The following is a 15,821-nucleotide window of genomic DNA, read 5'->3' as shown; positions in this document are numbered from 1 at the left end:
TAACAATGGAAATAAACAAGAATACCCTAACTGAGTTCCGTAGAGACTTTAAAGAAGCTGTCGCAAGCCTTGAAGAAAAATATGGTGTGACCATCTCTCTTGGCAGCATCTCATATTCCGAAAATGACTTCACCAGCAAACTTACCGTAAATAACGGTCATGACAAGGATGATATCGCTCAAAGGGAATTTGACCGCGATGTATGGAAGTATGCCCACCTTGGTCTTGGGAAAGGCATGTATAAAAGGATCTTCGTTGGTCTCGACGGCAACAAATATGCCCTTCTCGGATTTAACACAAAAGCCCCCAAGTATCCGCTCATCATCCGGAACATATGTGAAAGTACCGTTGTCAGAGCGCCTGAGGGCTTTATAAAAGAGCTTACAAATGAGTATTACGCTGAAAACTTCCTGCTATAAATTGCATCCATGCTTTTATAATCAGTCCTGCAATAATACTGCAGGTTCCTCAGGAATCCATGTGATCTTGTCAAACCAGGCATCCTCATCTTTATAAACATGTGTAAAATCTATGATATCACCATATTCATCAGGGAAAAGATCTGAACAGTATCTGGTATACATATGGTGAGGAACAACTCCTACATAATCTGATCCATCAAAACTTGCCACCATTTCTTCAGCACTACCAATGATTACCGGAAGTCCTGCATCTGATAACGCAAGATAAAAGCTTATTGACTCAAACTGTCTGTGAACGCCGACTATATAAAAGTAATACCCTGCCTTTTTGATCTTTTCCTGATACTCTTCCTCTGTAATCTCGCCTCCTCGTAAATCCCATTCAAGATCACGTTTATCATTGCAGACATACAGCTCCATGTGTGTGCTGTTTCCACCGGGGACAACTTCCCAGGGATGACCACCTTGCTGCTCTCTGTTGTAATACCACTCATCCCAAGCTTTAGGATCTTCAAAATCTATACCCGGACCCTCATTAAGACCATGGCCCTTACCCGTCAGGCCTTCGTCCCTTCCATCCGAAAAACGCATATACATCTCTGATAATGAGAATCTACTGGTGTCTTTTCCTATTGCATCATATCCTAGTTTGCATGCCTTGAAGAAATCATTTGCAGTAAAATCTTTGATCCTTCCGATTTTTTCCAGATCATTTACACCGGAACTAATCATTTCCCTAAACCTACTCACAGCTTCTTCAGATAATCCATCATAAGCATATTCCTTAGTTTCCGGATCAGTGTTCCAGATATCAGAACGCTTTACTACGCCTGTACGGAATTCATATGGAAGCTCTTTTTCGACAAGATCATTATATTTTCCTTCCTTAAGAAGGCTCATGGCCTCCTTTACTGCCGGTATTATAAGCTCACAAAGCTTCATTGCTGCCTCTTGAGCGTAATATCCTCTTCCTTCAAACACTACGTCATCCATGGATGCAGCGATGATTCTCTCATTTCCCAGATCCATGCCATAATAACTAAGTTCACCATTTCTATCGAGGCACCAGGCAACTACAAGTTCATACCAGAGATACTCATCCGGATAATCATGATTCCAGTGCTGCTCATATTCCTCATAAGTTTCTACATCACCATAAAGCTTCATATCTTCAAAGCTGTCGTAGTCATCAATCGTACCTCGCGGAATCCTAAGCCACAGCGCCTTTACATCACTATTCTTCCTAATTGGTGCTAGCGGCTTTAGTATTTCAAATATTGGTTTCATGGCAGCAAATAATTCCGGAGTCGACTTTCTGGCATTGATCAAATCCCTGCTGTCAAAATAACGAATAAGACTGTCAACGTCCGGTGCCACCAGTTTATATTGTTTATCATCATCTTCAAAAAACATAATTCTTCACTGCTCCTCAGCTTCTGAATAAGACCTTCCTTCAGTATCTACAATATATAGTTTCTGATTACCATAGGCACAACCGTCAGAATATGTAGAGAAAAGATCCAAAGACAATACTCCACCCAGGTTGAGTGGTTCCTCCACTGGAGTGTGCCCGACTACCTGATAAAAAATGTCGTCCCTGAACATCCTGTAAAAATCATTTTGAGGTCTTGCCCAGATTGGCGAACTGTTTCTCCATAACTGGTCCTTTTTCATATGATTAATTTTTGTGATAATCTCATCTATATCTTTGATATGATATCCACATGCATGAAGTACAAAAGTCTCAGTAAGTCCTGCATGACTGAAAAGAGTATTTTCAATCTTATGCACGAATCTGTAGCGATCCTCAAGCACACGCTCCAGCTTGGTAATCCCTTCAATAACCGTTTCTCTTGCTTGTATTGAATAACCTGATTCCATAGCATCCCAAAGATATGAAACATCATGATTTCCATAACACCACAGGGATTTGTCATGAGTTTTCCCAAACTCTGCAGCCCTGTCCAATGTCTCCCTATAAACATCGAGGTCATTTCCCCTGTTCCAATCGTCTACAAGGTCTCCAAGAATTACGATGTCATCATAAGAATCCCGAGTTACTTTATCTGCTTTATCAAAAATCCAGGGCTTTAAATGCACATCTGGAATAACCAACACTCTGCTCATATCTAATGTCTCTCGATCAAACAATAATTCTTCTTCACTGCTGCCGGAACTATCAGCTCATCAATGCTGACTCCCAATAATCCGCTAAGAATATACAGGTTCTCTATTACAAGAAAAGTCCCTTTGTGTCTCCACTTATTTACAGCCTGAGGTGTAATTCCCATCTTCTCCGCTATCGTCTTATCTTTTAATCCCTTTTTCTTGATGAGCTCGCATATTCTTTTCTTTGTAGCTTCCATGTCTATACCTGCAGATCTGTCAGGTTCCTCCCAGGAAGCAAAATAATCTAAAGCATTATGAGCTTCAATAATTCCGCATCTTTCCAAAATATCCTTAAGCTGGTCATAACTACACTTAATCATCCCAGTATCTCCTTAACCTCTTTCAAGACTAAAACAACATGGAGCTTCACATATTATTGTAATGATAAAGCGCACCATTGTCAGTTAACTCGTGGTTGATAAATTGGCAAAACAGCCCCTTTCATTATGATCAGGAGCTGTCTATAAATGAAAATAGTGGGCAGGGTGAGACTCGAACTCACGCCGTTTCTGTTGTCAGGGTTTTACAGACCCCTGCCTTCGCCGCTAGGCTACCTACCCATGGGGTGACCACCGAGAATCGAACCCGGATATGCGGAACCACAATCCGCCGTACTAACCGTTGTACTATGGCCACAGTGATCCCCACCGGACTTGAACCGAGTACTTCAGCCTTGAAAGGGCTGTGTCCTGTCTACACTCCGTTTCGGTCGGCGCAGAGCAGATCTCCCCCGGAGATCTTGCGCCCTTTAGACTAGGAGACCATGCGCGGAACTGCTTTACCCTCAGTCCCGCAATTTATTTTGCTTTCAAGCGCTTATCTGCGCCTTCATGCCAGTATCTACTACAATAATGTCATCTATCGGAACTCCAAATACCGCCGATAATACAACCAAGTTGTCAACTGTTGACAAAGCTAATCCTCTCTGCCACTTGTATACAGCATTCGGGGTTCCGAATCCGAATACATCCTGTAAATCCTTTACGGACATCCCTGCCGCTGTTCTTAAATCTGAAATTCTCTGCCCTGTTGCGACCATGTTGATCGCAGGAATATTGTAAAACATTGTTTTTCTCCTTCTTCCTGTTATCAGCGGTACTTCATGAGCTAATGGGCCTGGAGGGGCGCACAGCATCCGGGGGATGCTGGCTTTGCGCGGACCGAAGTGAAACGTAGATCGAACCCTCATGCCTTGCGACGTCTGTCTACACTCCGTTCCGGTCGGCTCAGAGCAAGCGTCCCCCGGACGCTTTGAGCCCTAAGTCAGGTGCGTATTCCATTTTCGCCACAAGCCCTTATTGCATAAAAAATACCGCTTACCCTGTCCTTCACAAGATAAGCGGCGTATATGTCTGGTATCAGTCCAAAACGGTTAAATTTCCATACAGCTCATTCGCTTTAAGTTATCTTGATGTGGACGCATTCTATTAAAGCCCTGCTCATATCCGTGCAGTGCATAGGGTCGTTCACTATGATAACTTCTGAATGTCGCTGTAAACATCGCTTAATCCTTTCCGGGCATCGCCCTATTTCTTTCCTTTGTTGTACCAATAATAACATGGTTACAAATGTAATGCATCATACTGCTGGTATAAAGGCAATTCCATATCGTACTTTTCATTACTAAAAGTTCTTTTAACCTCGACTATTTTTATAGGCCTGAATGCATTTTGACAATTCGCGTCTTATATCGTCATAAGTTCTTGCATGTATGCTCCATTTGAATGCCCAATCATCATGATATGCATCAATTGAAATAAAGATAGCCCCATCAAAAGTCAATAGATTTCTAGCTAGCATCAATCGTGGGTACATCATGCTGCACCAGTCGGAATGGAAACGACCATTAGAATCCGTATTTCTGATCAGTCTCACTCCATCTTCTGTAATATCACCCTTTTCGAATTCGTATTCCTCTTTTGAAAGGCTATAATCATCCGCATAAACAAAATCATTCCCTGTATTGTATGGTGGGTCAATATAAATGAGCTTAAAGAGAAAGTAAAAAGCATCCATTAGTAATTGCTGTTAAAAGAAGTAAAATGGTAGGTGTTGTCATTGTAGAATCTCCTCCTGTTCCCCTGTGACTTAGATAATATGTTGATGAAATAATCTTAATATGAGTAAGCATCTGAATATATATCCGGCTCCGCAAATAATCGATATCTATTTTCCCAATTGCTGCTTTTGATCCCAATTCTTTATTACCAATTCCTTTTTTATTTTTACATTAAGCTCTTTTCCATCAGATTCATGAATGCAATAATACTTCCAGATTTCATCTCCACTATCGCATACCCAATATGCCTTTTCTCCATATGAGGAACAGTCTCCAGGATCGCTACATTCTTTTCTGCAGAAACAACCTCCATGGCAAGTGTGTCCTTCATCTTGTCATAATCAGTGAATCTTGCCAGATCAAATGCAGGGCTGTTATCATGTGCATTCTCTGCAACATCAGCAGCTCCTTTCACAATAGAGTCATAAGATTTTCCATCCCCATACTCCTTATAATGTGCAGTCACGTTTAGATTCACTCCGACAGCACTGTCCTCGGCCTTCACTGTCAGAGCCTCATAAGTTTCATTCATCTTATCGATCTTGCGTGCCTAAACTTCATAGCTGCCACCTGTTCTGGAGTCCATCTCATCCTTCACGTCCTTCGCAAGATTCTCTTTAAATGTCTCAAAGTCCATGTTATTTTCCTCTCCTCTTCTCAAATGTTTTTCAGGCAAAAAAGAAAGCGCTGTTCCGGCACGTCTACCGGAAGCTAGCGCTTCACTAAAAATCATATCTTTTGCAAAAGAAAATGCACCTTGCGTCGCGGGACACTTTTATCTTTCGATAACATCCAATTATTCACCTCAGCAAACACATTTTTCCAAATCCTAAAAACTATATTTTAAGTAATTGTTTGGCATTGTTACTAAATATATTATTTCGATCTTGCTCTAGTTCAGTCGCTCGTAAAACTGACACAATAGAAAATGCCTGTGAAACAAATGGGTAATCTGTACCAAACAGAAGTCTACTACTTCCAACACTATCAATAAGCTTCCTAATATTCTTTGAAGGCTGAACACTTATATCAGTGTATGTGTTTGGAAACTCTTTTAAAATACTTGTCATATAATCAAAGTCAAAGCATCCACTGTGAGCTAAGATAAATGTTGCATTTGGAATACACGCTAGTACTTTTTTGAATTTCTCCAGTGACTGGGTAGTCACTTCCTTTTTAGTTTGTTTTGTTGGTATTGATGAATCAAGCATTTCTTTGGGTAATCCCTTACCGCTGCAGCTCAAAATAGGAAGTCCAGTTTTTTCTAACTCTTTAAGAAGTTCAATTGTTTTATCGCAATCGATTGGTACATTCCAAATATGAGGATTCAGTTTCCACCCCTTAATATCTAGCTTCATATAGTCATCAATTTTGGATAGAATATTTTCATCAAAAGGGTGAATCGACGCAAATGTAAGCAGGCGATTATTACGCGCTACCATCTCGTTCATAGTTGATGCACAACTTTTATTTGCCGGATTAATTTGTTGAACAACCGATTTAGAAATATGATTAGAATTCATATCCATTATAATTCGTTCTTCGGTTGCATAATTCAAAACCAAAGCACCTGAAAAAAGTTTTATCCGAGCCTTAATTCCATCTGAAGATAATAATGTAGTCGGACATTTTGTGAAATATATTTCATCTAAATCAAACAGTTTCATGGAAAATGGAAAGCAACTCATATCCATTAATGATTTTTCTTTATTCCATTTTTCTTTCTGTAAAAAAGAAGGAAAAAGCTGAGATAAGCCTGCAAATAAATGACAATGCATATCAATAATTTCATAGTTATCAACTAAATCAACATCTATCTTAAAATCACCATTGTCGCATAATTGCAATTCTGGATTCTCTTCTAGTATTTTTATTTTTTCTCTACAGTATTTCATCTCCACAAGTCCCGTTTGGTTTTCTCAATTAAACCGCAAGTTATATTCTCGAAGTCTTCCCTCTACCTTCTGCATCATTTACAACTTGTGATATGATTTTTGCAACATCAGCCTCAGGCAGATCTTTCAGATAAATGCAGTATTCATCTGGATATCCGCCGACAAATTTCATGTGTTCCATGGATATTTGTGAAGGGTTTGTAATCCAGAGTACCTGTTCTCCAAAATAGTCTTCAATATATCTTAATTTTTCACCATTGTATGTAATGACCATGTAAAAATCTCCAATTAATGTAGATCATCCCTCCAAAAGTTCACTTGAATCCATTGTTTTAATCCCATGTTTATTTAAGAGTTCCGCAAAGACTCCTTGACCTTCAATGAGTCTACCGCTAAAGCTGCCATCATATATCTGCTTTACTCCGCAGGAAGGACTCCTTGACTGAAGTATTACCAGATCAACTTTTTCTGCGATGGCTTTTTGGAGACACTTCTCAGCACCGGCTCTGAATTCTTTGTCTTTGCTTTCACCCTGCTTGTTTGTTACTATACCATCTACTATTTCACAAGGGATCCTTGGTACCGGAAGGCCACCTTCCACTTCAGGACATACAGGGATTACTTCATGCCCCTCAAGAAACGAAGCCACTTTATCACAATAATTGTTGCCGCCATTATACTTGCAATCCTGTCCCAGCAAACAGGCACTGACCATAATCTTCATAAACGAGCTCCTGTCTTATTATTTAGTGTTTACGGCTAATTTTCAACATTCCCAGCTATCACTGTTTACTGTAACGATTCCTTTAATATCGCCTCTATCAGAGCATCAAAAGACTCTACTTCTTCCATAACCTTCGTTATTCTCTATAAATCCAGAGATTTCCTGCTCCGGATCATCCTCAAGGAACTCCTCGTCTATTCCATATATTATGCAGCCTTTGCCGGACCATTAGTTCCCTCATCAAACTCTTTTCTTTCCTTTTTTACCTGTTTTAACAGATCTTTCCACATTGTTTTCTTCCATCCTTCCAAATCTATGCTTATATATTTATCCTTTGTCTGAAATCTTAGAACGGAGCTCAAAGTTCAAGGATATTATTTCATCCATAGGTACAGCTTTTTTGCTTGCAGTTTCAACATCACATTCTTTTGCCCACAAGAAAGGATAAATAAGAATTCCCTGATAGAATGCAACATTTTCACAATCCCTTTCCCATTCCTGCCATCTCATGGTCCCATAGAATTTTTCTGTGTTACCCCTAAAAACCCATGTAAAAAAATCATCGTACTGCACTTCCATGCATTCCCAATCCAATGTATCTGGAGCAAAATACCAGATATCCTTTTTGCCCGGATCAAATCTGGTGACATCCAAGGCAAATATTCCACCAAGAATATCGATTGCAATTACGGATAATCCTGACAGTTCCTCATAAATAATGCCATTTATGCAGTCATCCGGTTTGTTTAACAGGCGTATCCAGTTGTCGACGATTATGCCTTCGGGTTCGCACTGTGTAATCTTTCTTTCCGAGCTGCTTATTAAATCCTGTAACTCATTCAATATATCCATCTTCTGTAATTAGTTATCCTTCTTCAGTAATTTCATCAGATTCTCGGGTTTATCTATGCAGCCGGTGTTACCGTTAAAGCTTACCGCATCCAGCCACAAGACATAATGCAAACACAAATAATACTACTCGTCTTTTCATGTTTCCCTCATTACTCACTGTTCAAAACAAGCTATAGACTAAAGTTTAATCACATCTGCTAAGAGAAGCGCCGCCACTGTACTTCTCTGAAAACTCATCCTCGTTCCATGTCTCATAGTATTCCAGGATATCCGCATCTTCTTCAGAAGACTGATACGTGTACTGTACTCCGTTATCAGACTCTGCCTTAATCTTGTATCCTCCAGTCTCCAGTTCCTCGAATAGCGAAATACTATCAAAATGATCCGGAACAAAATCATTATTTTCCATATGACCATAGATTATCTCTGCATCGCCAAACTGCACATAGTATTCAGGCTGCATATCTCCATCAGCCTCATAGCCTATAGATGCTGTCTGCCAGGTTCCTGATACCACAGGATCACTCACTTTTGATGCAAGAAAAATAGATGTTGGTCCGTCAGCTCCACCGATTATCGCTGCATCTTCTTTTTTCGCACCACATCCTACTGTTCCTATTACCATTATCAGCGCAAGCACTGTCACTACTATTTTCTTCATCTTAGTCTCTCTTCTTTTTCCTTAAGATACTTCATTACTGTCTCAAGCCCTTCCATCGGAACACAAAATGTGACATCCCTGTGTATGCATCCCTCATGGACTTTATCGATATCAAACCACCTGACGTCTTCTACTTCCTCTGTCTGAAGCTTCAGCTTGGAAATATCCACCGGCTTTTCATACACATAAACAAAAGCCACTTCATTGTCCTTAAACATTTTTCCATGGAATTCCATCTCATACTTAATATGGAACTTCCCTGCAAAAGTAAGATCACCTGCAACAGTCTTTATTCCAAGTTCCTCAAACAGTTCTCTCTGTGCAGACTCAAGTGGCTCATCACCAGCCTGGATATGTCCTGCCGATGATGTATCATACATCCCGGGAAAAGACTCTTTTTCAGCACTCCTCTTCTGAAGAAGGACCTGATATTTTCCTCCCTCTTTTCTCACGATCCATATATGTGCTGTCCTATGAGGAATACCATTGTCATGTGCATCACTTCTGCTTACAGTATCCCCGGTCGGAATGCCGTTATCGTCAGTTATATCAAATATCTCCATTTTTCACTGCCTCTTTTCTGTTCCTGATGGCAAAAACAGCTGTACCAACTCCCACCAGTACAAGCACGAATATTCCATAGACCATCGCAATGAAAGCTCCGACAATAGGTGTCTCAAAATCAGAACTAACAAAATAGTAGTAATAATATGTACTTAGTATCATTCCAGCAACGCATGATATCAGCAATAATAACGAAGACAGGAGATACTCCTTCATGCTTTTAGCCATAAAAACATTCATTATGACAAATGCCGCAATAACTATCATCCATATGGGATTAATATCAGCCATTCCGAGCATATCCCTAATCACAAACATTACAAGGGGAATTAGATTTAACCACTTCAAGAACTTCACTTTTTTCCTCCGCCAACAATTATTCTTTAACAAAATATATCTCTACCATTTTACACCATTGCTATCATTACAAAAACTTACTTTTGATGACATGAGAGAAACTATTCTGACCTTTGCGTCCGTATAGATTTTCATAAAACACAAAGATATGCCGTTAAAAAGGTGGACAGTCACTTCAGCGATGTCCACCTTATCTTATATTTATTATTTCAGCTTCATGCCATCTTTATCGGCATTTATCAGATAGTGAATGTTGCTCCATATAAAAACAGCTGCGGATTTTTAACTCCACAGCTGCCCATCTTATAATTCCTTGCCGCCTCTTATAACAACCTGGGTACAATATAGAACAACAGAACAATCAGCACTCCCAGTAACATATATTTCAGTCTGCTGTTATCCACTTTGCTTGGGCTGTTTAGCATTTCCGTTCTAATAATATATCCAGGATAGTTTACCGGTTTGTTTTCCGGAACAAAGTTCTCCCTAACAGCCTGTCCATACCATGTAGTTCCGGCATTATCCATCACATATCTTTTGAATCTCTCTGCGCTTTCTAAATCATTCAGCACTATTGCTGCGCGGTACAGATAGTATTGCCTTTCAACTTCATTCCTTTATGTTTCCTTTACTGATATGTTCCCTTATTATCTGATCTGTAAGCTCATATAGCTTTTCCGAACCTTCTCTTGTCTTTGACTGCCTGCCATATACCTGTTCCTTGGTAACCCCATGCTCTCTCCAGTCACCTCCACCGTTACTGTTGTTCAGCATAAGTGGCTGGAGGTTATCCATTGCATGCGCAAACTTCGATTCAGGAGTCTTATTTTCCTCAAACTCATCAAAAAGAGCTGTCAGTTCCTTTTTCTGATCCTCCGGTAAAATCGAGAATATCCTTTCCTTGGCTGCATCCTCGCGTTCCTTTTGGGTAGCAAGCCCCTCTTTGTCGTATGCATATGTATCACCGGCATCAATCTCAACTATGTCATGAATAAGGCACATTATCATGACCCTTGAAATATCAATATCCTTATTTGAGTATTCCTTAAGCAGATACGCCATAATAGCCATATGCCAGGCGTGCTCCGCATCATTTTCATTTCTGCCTTTTCCTGATAGATGAGTCTGCCTGAATACATTCTTTTCTTTATCTATCTCCAAGGCAAACTCCATTTGCTTTCTCAGTCTGTCATCCATTACTTATTCCCATTTCTTCCACACATATGGCTGATATCCCAGTGTAGACTGCTTACCATTTCTCACTACCGGCGTCTTTATTATCTGCTGATTCTCAAGCAGTTTTTCCAGCTTATCTTTGATTTTATACCCTGAGCTATTGTATCTGCTTCATAAGAATAGACCCTGTAATCCTGTGAAGCTTTATATGTTCCTTCAGGATCCAATTGATTGAAGAATGCCATAATCTTTTCTGCTTTCGAAAGTGACATACTAAATTTCATAGTCCTAGAACAGCTTCCTTCCAAGCCAGATGCATATACATGCACCAACAGTTGATACAATCAGGCTTCCAATTATGCCTGTAGCTGTAAATCCGATGAGTTTAAATACAAATCCGCCAACTACACCACCAAGAACTCCAAGAATGATGTTCTTAAATGTTCCGGATTTCTCATTCATGATATTGCTTCCTATGAAACCTGCAATTGCTCCAAGGATAAGTCCACCAATAATTCCAAACATGTTGTTTGCCTCCAATCTTACTTTTCTCAGTTTTCCTGCACTATTACGATACCACCATATATGATAGTTCTTTTTCCATCCAGGTCAAATTTTACTTTTCCGCCTGTCTCGGTATCCTCTATATCAATCTTACCGGTATATTGTGTGATCTCGTTTCCATCATAGTCATACACCGTTACGGTTCGGTCAAGGCCTCCGGAATACTCGGAATTTATTGACTTTAACGCTCTCTGCACAGATGCCTTGTTCAGCACAATTATGATACCCATGAAAATCATCACAAAAACAACTGCGATCCCTACTGTCTTTTTACTCTTTTTATCCATAACAAACCTCCCAGACGTCTGCTTATATGTTCAAGCTATTTTGGACTCTTCCGCAGACAACTGTCTGTTTATGATATAAGTATATGTCCGGTTCATGTCATAATACATATTCATAGTTGCAATATCGATAACCATATTCCCCATAAGTGGTAAAATATAGGAAATAGATTTCTAAAATGCCCCGGGAATAAAGATTAATCCCCGAGGCATATGTAAATCCTGTATTCAGTTTTACTTCACTTCGTCAGTGGAGCCGTCCTTCTTAACCACCACCAGCTTGCATCCAAGTCCGAATGCTGCTACAGATCCTGCTATAAGTGCCCAGGGTGCTGCTGCAAGTCCAAGAACTCCGCCGATGATCCCGACATTTACAGGGACACTGAGAACAATCTCATCGCCCTTCTTCACCTGAATTCTGTCGACATTGCCATCCTCAACGATCTTCTTAAGCTTATCAATAAGCTTCTTTACGTCTTCTTCCAGTTCACATGCCTTGGGCTGAAGGAGCTTTATTGCCTCATCTGCATCGCCATTTGTCTGCTGCAGCGCTTCCTTGGCTGCTGCGTAGTCGACTCCTGTCTGATTCATTACCTTTTCAATTGCTTCAAGTGTGATGTCCATAAAATCCTCCTCTTTAAGCTTCCTTGACTACAAAACTTATTGTAATTGCTACTTTGATCTATATTATCAGCGGATAAGGAACAATTCCGTTTCCGGCTGTTTCTGCTTTTCTTTCGCTTTTACTGCTTCCCCCATCAGCCGCTTAATGACATCCCTGACAGGAAGTACATAGCACATTCCAATGACAGCAAGACAGATGCTCTCTATCATGAACATCGTATTTGCCTCACTGGCTGCTTCCCATGCAAGAAGAACACCAACGATAATTGCTAAAGCACCTGCGTATTTCTTTAATCTGCTGTTCATGCCGTCCTCCTCATAAAAACTCCGGGATAGTTCATCCCGGGGCATCTGATCAAAGGTTAAATCCTTTAATTTCACCATTGTCGTCAGAATCAGGCTTGAAACCTACCGGCTCAGCTGATTCGTAGACATTCTCTGCCGAGTAACTGTTTTCTTCGATTCTCTTAACGGATACAACATTTTCAGGATTTTCATCCATGATTATCGCTGCAATTATGTATGGCAGGATACCAACGCCTGTAAACAAGACAAGTAACACATATACAAGTCTTATCACTGTCGGATCTATGCCAAAATATTCTGCTATGCCTCCGCACACGCCACAAACCTTTTTATCTGCACTCTTGTACAATTTCTTTCCATTCATAACAACTTCCTCACTTTCTGAGAAGCACCATCTGTTTATATAACGATTGTAAAATTGAAATATCTTCAGATAAATGTTCTTCCTCGCAAAAATGGCATGTCTATTCTTCTTTTACAGAGTTTTTTACATCCTTATCCTGACCGTATGGTATCACCAGTACAAAAACTTCAGGCCAACCTACACTGATTATGGCCGAATTTACACGGAACTCATTTATTTTTCATGAATAAAAATTTCAAATATGCCACCCAAAAAAGTATTTTTAAAACATTATAGTTTCCTCTAAAGTTATCTCTCTCACCCATCGATATATTTCCTGTAAGCGACAAGGAACATTCAAATGGCCAATACGAATGAAACAAAAATAAGATGATTAAATGGAGGTTTCTCTTATGTATATGTACGAACTGTTTCTTTCAAATGATGTAGAAGGCAAGAGCATTCACTTTATCCAGACAAACCACAAGGTTGACAACCTTGAGAAATGGCTTAGAAAGCTTGTAAAAGATAACACTATCACAGAAGATATTGCTAACGCAGTAACCTTCGTTTGGTAATCCATATATAGCACTAACGGAAGATTCCAAAAGGGATCTTCTTTTTTTATGTTCACTTAAGTTTCGGATGCTAATATACATCCATCGGGAGATGAAAATCTTCTGGAAATAGCAAAGAAACTTTTTTCATACAATTCTTCATAACAACACGCCCGGGACAGCGCAGTTCCGGGCAACTTCAAAAACAATGCCGCGGTACTTGTGAACCAATACAAATACCACGGCTTTACATATTCCAATATTACAGCATATTCTCGGGCTTGCTCATCCTGCCAGTCCACCCAAGGCTTCTTGCCCAGGTTTTCATACTCTCCTTTTCTTCTGGATCATCACCGGCAAGTGTCTCGAGCATTTCACAAAAACCACCTATTCCACCGACATCATCAACTATATACAGTCCGTCTGCAGCAACACATTTAGGACGCTGTTTCACATCTATATATGCCAGCTCCGTGCGTAATTCCTCATCAACTTCCTTACCATCCTGGAAATATCTGAATCTTCTAAGCCCATCTCTTTCCTTCATGATATCCACGACAACTGCTCCGCAGGTGGAGAGATCGGCGTTAGTCTTACGGTCATACTGATCAAGTACTGTAATCTTCACGCACCAGTCATCACCATAATCGTACAGATAATATAATGTATCAAAAAGCGGTGTAAGCTTAGGATTATATTTGTCAAAAAGATCACTGCATCTGTCCTCATACAGTGGTATCAAAAAGTCTGCTGATTCTAACCACTCATCTGCACAACGCCCTGTCTCTTTTTTCAGATCTTCTGCGTGTCCATAGTATATGCGTCTATTAACTGCAGTTTTGTTACGTCTCCATAACTTAAGACTGTCTGCAGCATCATTCAGGTCCTTAATATACTCAGCACCCTTGGCATCTATCATCTGTTCAGTTTCCTGCTTCTTTTCGGAAAGCCTCTCCAACCACTTTTTATAAGCCTTCTCCCTGGTTTTCCCTTCCTTTGGCGCATTTGTTGTAAGCAGTTCCCCAAGTGTCAGTCTCTCTGAAAGGAAGTTCAGATTTTCCTCCATTATAATCTGATGTTCCATCTCATCAAGCGTCATATCTGCTGTTATCTTGGTGAAATGTTCTGAAAAATCCTTTATCTGCCTCTGCGCATCAAAATATGTGTCACACACAGCCTTTTGTCTGTATGGGCCTATGTATTTTCTCTTAAACCAGCTCTTTACGCTCTCACCGGATTCATAGTCATCATCCCAGTAAAAATCGTTTGAATCATCATTAGGAAAATGCAACAAGCTTCCGCAGAGATTTTCCCAGCCTCCGACCGTTCCCCTTGTAAGCGCCTTGAATTCCTCCGGTGGTATTGAAAAATTGTGGAGATGACTGTTCTGCCACCCGAACAGGCGCTGTATCATATAGTGCATGGCATGAAGGTTCATTGTGCTAGGAACCAGAACTTCCCTGGATATTCCTTCCTTTGCTTTAGCAAGTTTCAGGAAAGTATCTTTTTCATCACCTTCCATGCCTAGCCCATCATCTTCACCGTAAATAAAGTCTTCCACTAGTTCCAACTTTAGCCTAAATACGGATTCACTGTTATAAAACGGATTATTCTTAAGCTCTTCTTCGGTGTGGGGCTTCGTATTTATATTACCCTCCCCTCCGGCTCCGTTTTTCATCAGATAATCCATATCTATACTATAGCGATCAGTCTTCATTGCAGCGGCCTCCTTATTATGCATCTTCTCAGCTGCAACATGCATACGATCCCGGTAATCCTTGGACTTAATGGCATCGTTCGAATCGGATTTCCCATACTGACCGCGGCTATATGGCAAAAATGTCTGTATTGTTCTTACATCCTTCCCCAGCTTTTCTGCGATTTCTTCAGTAGATAGGCCCTGCTGCCTAAGCTCTGCTATCTGCCTCGTCCGTTTTGAACTCCACAGACCTTCCGTGATCAAAACCCTCTGCACCCTCACCTGGGTGGTCCCAAGCTTTTTTGCAATCTGGGCTATTGACTTTATGGTTTGGTATTCGTCTATAATATTCTGGTAAAGTTCATCAACTTCGTTGTTATCCGGTATCTTTTCCGTCACAGCTTCTGCTTCCTTTCGATAAGTTTGGTAGCTACTGACCTAAAGATATCGTTTATCTCATTTTGTGTCAACCTAGGTTTTGGAAGAAAATTTTATTATTTCTTAAAGTACAAATTCTCATCCGAGTGATACAATATCTTGTAGAGATACGTAAACCCTTCCACAA

General features: G+C 40.3%; 24 protein-coding genes, 2 tRNA genes and 1 pseudogene. 2 read left to right on the top strand and 25 right to left on the bottom strand.

Annotated elements, in window-relative coordinates; translation table 11 throughout:
- Nucleotides 1–5 precede the first annotated feature (5 nt).
- Nucleotides 6–419, top strand: a complete 414-nt coding sequence (locus BMW61_RS12605; RefSeq protein WP_022762056.1) for a hypothetical protein — start codon at nt 6–8, stop codon at nt 417–419.
- Between the two features lie 21 nt (nt 420–440).
- Here BMW61_RS12605 and BMW61_RS12600 read toward each other — a convergent pair whose 3' ends face one another.
- The 24 genes and pseudogenes from BMW61_RS12600 to BMW61_RS22815 all read right to left on the bottom strand — a co-directional run bounded on the left by BMW61_RS12600 (nt 441) and on the right by BMW61_RS22815 (nt 13,021).
- Nucleotides 441–1,835 carry a hypothetical protein gene (locus BMW61_RS12600; RefSeq protein WP_091822477.1) on the bottom strand — a complete coding sequence of 465 codons (1,395 nt, stop codon included), beginning with the start codon at nt 1,833–1,835 and terminating at the stop codon, nt 441–443.
- Nucleotides 1,836–1,841: 6 nt separating this feature from the next.
- Nucleotides 1,842–2,549: a metallophosphoesterase gene (locus BMW61_RS12595; RefSeq protein ID WP_091822475.1), complete on the bottom strand. Its 708-nt coding sequence runs from the start codon at nt 2,547–2,549 to the stop codon at nt 1,842–1,844.
- A 2-nt stretch (nt 2,550–2,551) separates the two neighbouring features.
- Nucleotides 2,552–2,911: a helix-turn-helix domain-containing protein gene (locus tag BMW61_RS12590; RefSeq protein ID WP_091822472.1), complete on the bottom strand. Its 360-nt coding sequence runs from the start codon at nt 2,909–2,911 to the stop codon at nt 2,552–2,554.
- Nucleotides 2,912–3,068: 157 nt separating this feature from the next.
- Nucleotides 3,069–3,151, bottom strand: a tRNA-Tyr gene (locus BMW61_RS12585).
- 1 nt (nt 3,152) lies between these two features.
- A tRNA-His gene (locus BMW61_RS12580) sits at nt 3,153–3,227 on the bottom strand.
- Nucleotides 3,228–3,399: 172 nt separating this feature from the next.
- Nucleotides 3,400–3,657, bottom strand: a complete 258-nt coding sequence (locus BMW61_RS12575; protein ID WP_091822469.1) for a helix-turn-helix domain-containing protein — start codon at nt 3,655–3,657, stop codon at nt 3,400–3,402.
- A gap of 569 nt (nt 3,658–4,226) precedes the next feature.
- The gene (locus BMW61_RS22820) at nt 4,227–4,607 is read right to left on the bottom strand and encodes a DNA methyltransferase (protein ID WP_091822466.1); all 381 of its coding nucleotides are present in this window, start codon (nt 4,605–4,607) and stop codon (nt 4,227–4,229) included.
- A gap of 209 nt (nt 4,608–4,816) precedes the next feature.
- On the bottom strand, nt 4,817–5,191 hold the full coding sequence (locus BMW61_RS12565) for a DUF5688 family protein (protein WP_330388522.1): 375 nt from the start codon (nt 5,189–5,191) through the stop codon (nt 4,817–4,819).
- 9 nt (nt 5,192–5,200) lie between these two features.
- Complete coding sequence (locus tag BMW61_RS21610; RefSeq protein WP_139176304.1) at nt 5,201–5,383, bottom strand: hypothetical protein; 183 nt, start codon at nt 5,381–5,383, stop codon at nt 5,201–5,203.
- A 103-nt stretch (nt 5,384–5,486) separates the two neighbouring features.
- The gene (locus BMW61_RS12560) at nt 5,487–6,545 is read right to left on the bottom strand and encodes an amidohydrolase family protein (RefSeq protein ID WP_026498978.1); all 1,059 of its coding nucleotides are present in this window, start codon (nt 6,543–6,545) and stop codon (nt 5,487–5,489) included.
- Between the two features lie 40 nt (nt 6,546–6,585).
- Nucleotides 6,586–6,819, bottom strand: a complete 234-nt coding sequence (locus BMW61_RS12555) for a hypothetical protein (protein ID WP_091822460.1) — start codon at nt 6,817–6,819, stop codon at nt 6,586–6,588.
- Nucleotides 6,820–6,843: 24 nt separating this feature from the next.
- A complete protein-coding gene (locus tag BMW61_RS12550) occupies nt 6,844–7,269 on the bottom strand; it encodes a 2-thiouracil desulfurase family protein (protein WP_091822458.1) in 426 nt (141 codons plus the stop codon).
- A 327-nt stretch (nt 7,270–7,596) separates the two neighbouring features.
- Nucleotides 7,597–8,112 carry a DUF2625 family protein gene (locus BMW61_RS12545; RefSeq protein ID WP_175475188.1) on the bottom strand — a complete coding sequence of 172 codons (516 nt, stop codon included), beginning with the start codon at nt 8,110–8,112 and terminating at the stop codon, nt 7,597–7,599.
- A 193-nt stretch (nt 8,113–8,305) separates the two neighbouring features.
- Nucleotides 8,306–8,782: a hypothetical protein gene (locus BMW61_RS12540; RefSeq protein WP_091822452.1), complete on the bottom strand. Its 477-nt coding sequence runs from the start codon at nt 8,780–8,782 to the stop codon at nt 8,306–8,308.
- Nucleotides 8,779–9,345, bottom strand: coding sequence for an NUDIX hydrolase (locus tag BMW61_RS12535; protein ID WP_091822448.1), 567 nt, complete (start codon nt 9,343–9,345; stop codon nt 8,779–8,781). Before BMW61_RS12535 ends, BMW61_RS12540 begins: the two co-directional genes overlap by 4 nt.
- A complete protein-coding gene (locus BMW61_RS12530) occupies nt 9,332–9,703 on the bottom strand; it encodes a hypothetical protein (protein ID WP_091822445.1) in 372 nt (123 codons plus the stop codon). The genes BMW61_RS12535 and BMW61_RS12530 overlap by 14 nt, the downstream gene beginning before the upstream one ends.
- Nucleotides 9,704–10,312: 609 nt before the next feature.
- A complete protein-coding gene (locus BMW61_RS12520) occupies nt 10,313–10,900 on the bottom strand; it encodes an HD domain-containing protein (RefSeq protein WP_022762049.1) in 588 nt (195 codons plus the stop codon).
- 3 nt (nt 10,901–10,903) lie between these two features.
- Nucleotides 10,904–11,020 (bottom strand): annotated as a pseudogene (locus tag BMW61_RS22950) (arsenate reductase family protein); the annotation flags it as partial.
- The gene (locus tag BMW61_RS21605) at nt 10,981–11,163 is read right to left on the bottom strand and encodes a hypothetical protein (RefSeq protein ID WP_022762048.1); all 183 of its coding nucleotides are present in this window, start codon (nt 11,161–11,163) and stop codon (nt 10,981–10,983) included. The pseudogene BMW61_RS22950 and the gene BMW61_RS21605, both read right to left, overlap by 40 nt.
- 4 nt (nt 11,164–11,167) lie before the next feature.
- Nucleotides 11,168–11,404, bottom strand: coding sequence for a GlsB/YeaQ/YmgE family stress response membrane protein (locus BMW61_RS12510; protein WP_091822440.1), 237 nt, complete (start codon nt 11,402–11,404; stop codon nt 11,168–11,170).
- A 26-nt stretch (nt 11,405–11,430) separates the two neighbouring features.
- Complete coding sequence (locus tag BMW61_RS12505) at nt 11,431–11,730, bottom strand: hypothetical protein (RefSeq protein ID WP_091822437.1); 300 nt, start codon at nt 11,728–11,730, stop codon at nt 11,431–11,433.
- A gap of 231 nt (nt 11,731–11,961) precedes the next feature.
- On the bottom strand, nt 11,962–12,351 hold the full coding sequence (locus tag BMW61_RS12500; RefSeq protein WP_022762044.1) for a DUF4342 domain-containing protein: 390 nt from the start codon (nt 12,349–12,351) through the stop codon (nt 11,962–11,964).
- Nucleotides 12,352–12,417: 66 nt separating this feature from the next.
- The gene (locus BMW61_RS12495) at nt 12,418–12,657 is read right to left on the bottom strand and encodes a hypothetical protein (RefSeq protein ID WP_091822434.1); all 240 of its coding nucleotides are present in this window, start codon (nt 12,655–12,657) and stop codon (nt 12,418–12,420) included.
- A 49-nt stretch (nt 12,658–12,706) separates the two neighbouring features.
- A complete protein-coding gene (locus BMW61_RS22815; protein ID WP_091822432.1) occupies nt 12,707–13,021 on the bottom strand; it encodes a PspC domain-containing protein in 315 nt (104 codons plus the stop codon).
- A 392-nt stretch (nt 13,022–13,413) separates the two neighbouring features.
- Here BMW61_RS22815 and BMW61_RS21925 point away from each other — a divergent pair, with 392 nt between their 5' ends.
- Nucleotides 13,414–13,578, top strand: coding sequence for a hypothetical protein (locus BMW61_RS21925; protein ID WP_155829897.1), 165 nt, complete (start codon nt 13,414–13,416; stop codon nt 13,576–13,578).
- A gap of 241 nt (nt 13,579–13,819) precedes the next feature.
- On the opposite strand, the gene BMW61_RS12485 is transcribed toward BMW61_RS21925, so the two are convergent.
- On the bottom strand, nt 13,820–15,655 hold the full coding sequence (locus tag BMW61_RS12485) for an IS1096 element passenger TnpR family protein (RefSeq protein ID WP_091822429.1): 1,836 nt from the start codon (nt 15,653–15,655) through the stop codon (nt 13,820–13,822).
- Between the last annotated feature and the right edge of the window lie 166 nt (nt 15,656–15,821).

Origin of the sequence: Butyrivibrio sp. ob235, from assembly GCF_900109475.1 — a bacterium.
Lineage (GTDB): Bacteria > Bacillota > Clostridia > Lachnospirales > Lachnospiraceae > Butyrivibrio.
This window is presented reverse-complemented; position numbering and strand designations above follow the sequence as displayed.

Coding starts and splice junctions, on each gene's coding strand:
- BMW61_RS12560 (WP_026498978.1), bottom strand. CDS start 6,545: ATGAAATACTGTAGAGAAAAAATAAAAATACTAGAAGAGAATCCAGAA.
- BMW61_RS12575 (WP_091822469.1), bottom strand. CDS start 3,657: ATGTTTTACAATATTCCTGCGATCAACATGGTCGCAACAGGGCAGAGA.
- BMW61_RS12605 (WP_022762056.1), top strand. CDS start 6: ATGGAAATAAACAAGAATACCCTAACTGAGTTCCGTAGAGACTTTAAA.
- BMW61_RS12500 (WP_022762044.1), bottom strand. CDS start 12,351: ATGGACATCACACTTGAAGCAATTGAAAAGGTAATGAATCAGACAGGA.
- BMW61_RS21605 (WP_022762048.1), bottom strand. CDS start 11,163: ATGAAATTTAGTATGTCACTTTCGAAAGCAGAAAAGATTATGGCATTC.
- BMW61_RS21925 (WP_155829897.1), top strand. CDS start 13,414: ATGTATATGTACGAACTGTTTCTTTCAAATGATGTAGAAGGCAAGAGC.
- BMW61_RS12510 (WP_091822440.1), bottom strand. CDS start 11,404: ATGTTTGGAATTATTGGTGGACTTATCCTTGGAGCAATTGCAGGTTTC.
- BMW61_RS12535 (WP_091822448.1), bottom strand. CDS start 9,345: ATGGAGATATTTGATATAACTGACGATAACGGCATTCCGACCGGGGAT.
- BMW61_RS12600 (WP_091822477.1), bottom strand. CDS start 1,835: ATGTTTTTTGAAGATGATGATAAACAATATAAACTGGTGGCACCGGAC.
- BMW61_RS12540 (WP_091822452.1), bottom strand. CDS start 8,782: ATGAAGAAAATAGTAGTGACAGTGCTTGCGCTGATAATGGTAATAGGA.
- BMW61_RS12520 (WP_022762049.1), bottom strand. CDS start 10,900: ATGGATGACAGACTGAGAAAGCAAATGGAGTTTGCCTTGGAGATAGAT.
- BMW61_RS12595 (WP_091822475.1), bottom strand. CDS start 2,549: ATGAGCAGAGTGTTGGTTATTCCAGATGTGCATTTAAAGCCCTGGATT.
- BMW61_RS22820 (WP_091822466.1), bottom strand. CDS start 4,607: ATGGATGCTTTTTACTTTCTCTTTAAGCTCATTTATATTGACCCACCA.
- BMW61_RS12555 (WP_091822460.1), bottom strand. CDS start 6,819: ATGGTCATTACATACAATGGTGAAAAATTAAGATATATTGAAGACTAT.
- BMW61_RS12550 (WP_091822458.1), bottom strand. CDS start 7,269: ATGAAGATTATGGTCAGTGCCTGTTTGCTGGGACAGGATTGCAAGTAT.
- BMW61_RS12505 (WP_091822437.1), bottom strand. CDS start 11,730: ATGGATAAAAAGAGTAAAAAGACAGTAGGGATCGCAGTTGTTTTTGTG.
- BMW61_RS12495 (WP_091822434.1), bottom strand. CDS start 12,657: ATGAACAGCAGATTAAAGAAATACGCAGGTGCTTTAGCAATTATCGTT.
- BMW61_RS21610 (WP_139176304.1), bottom strand. CDS start 5,383: ATGATTTTTAGTGAAGCGCTAGCTTCCGGTAGACGTGCCGGAACAGCG.
- BMW61_RS12590 (WP_091822472.1), bottom strand. CDS start 2,911: ATGATTAAGTGTAGTTATGACCAGCTTAAGGATATTTTGGAAAGATGC.
- BMW61_RS22815 (WP_091822432.1), bottom strand. CDS start 13,021: ATGAATGGAAAGAAATTGTACAAGAGTGCAGATAAAAAGGTTTGTGGC.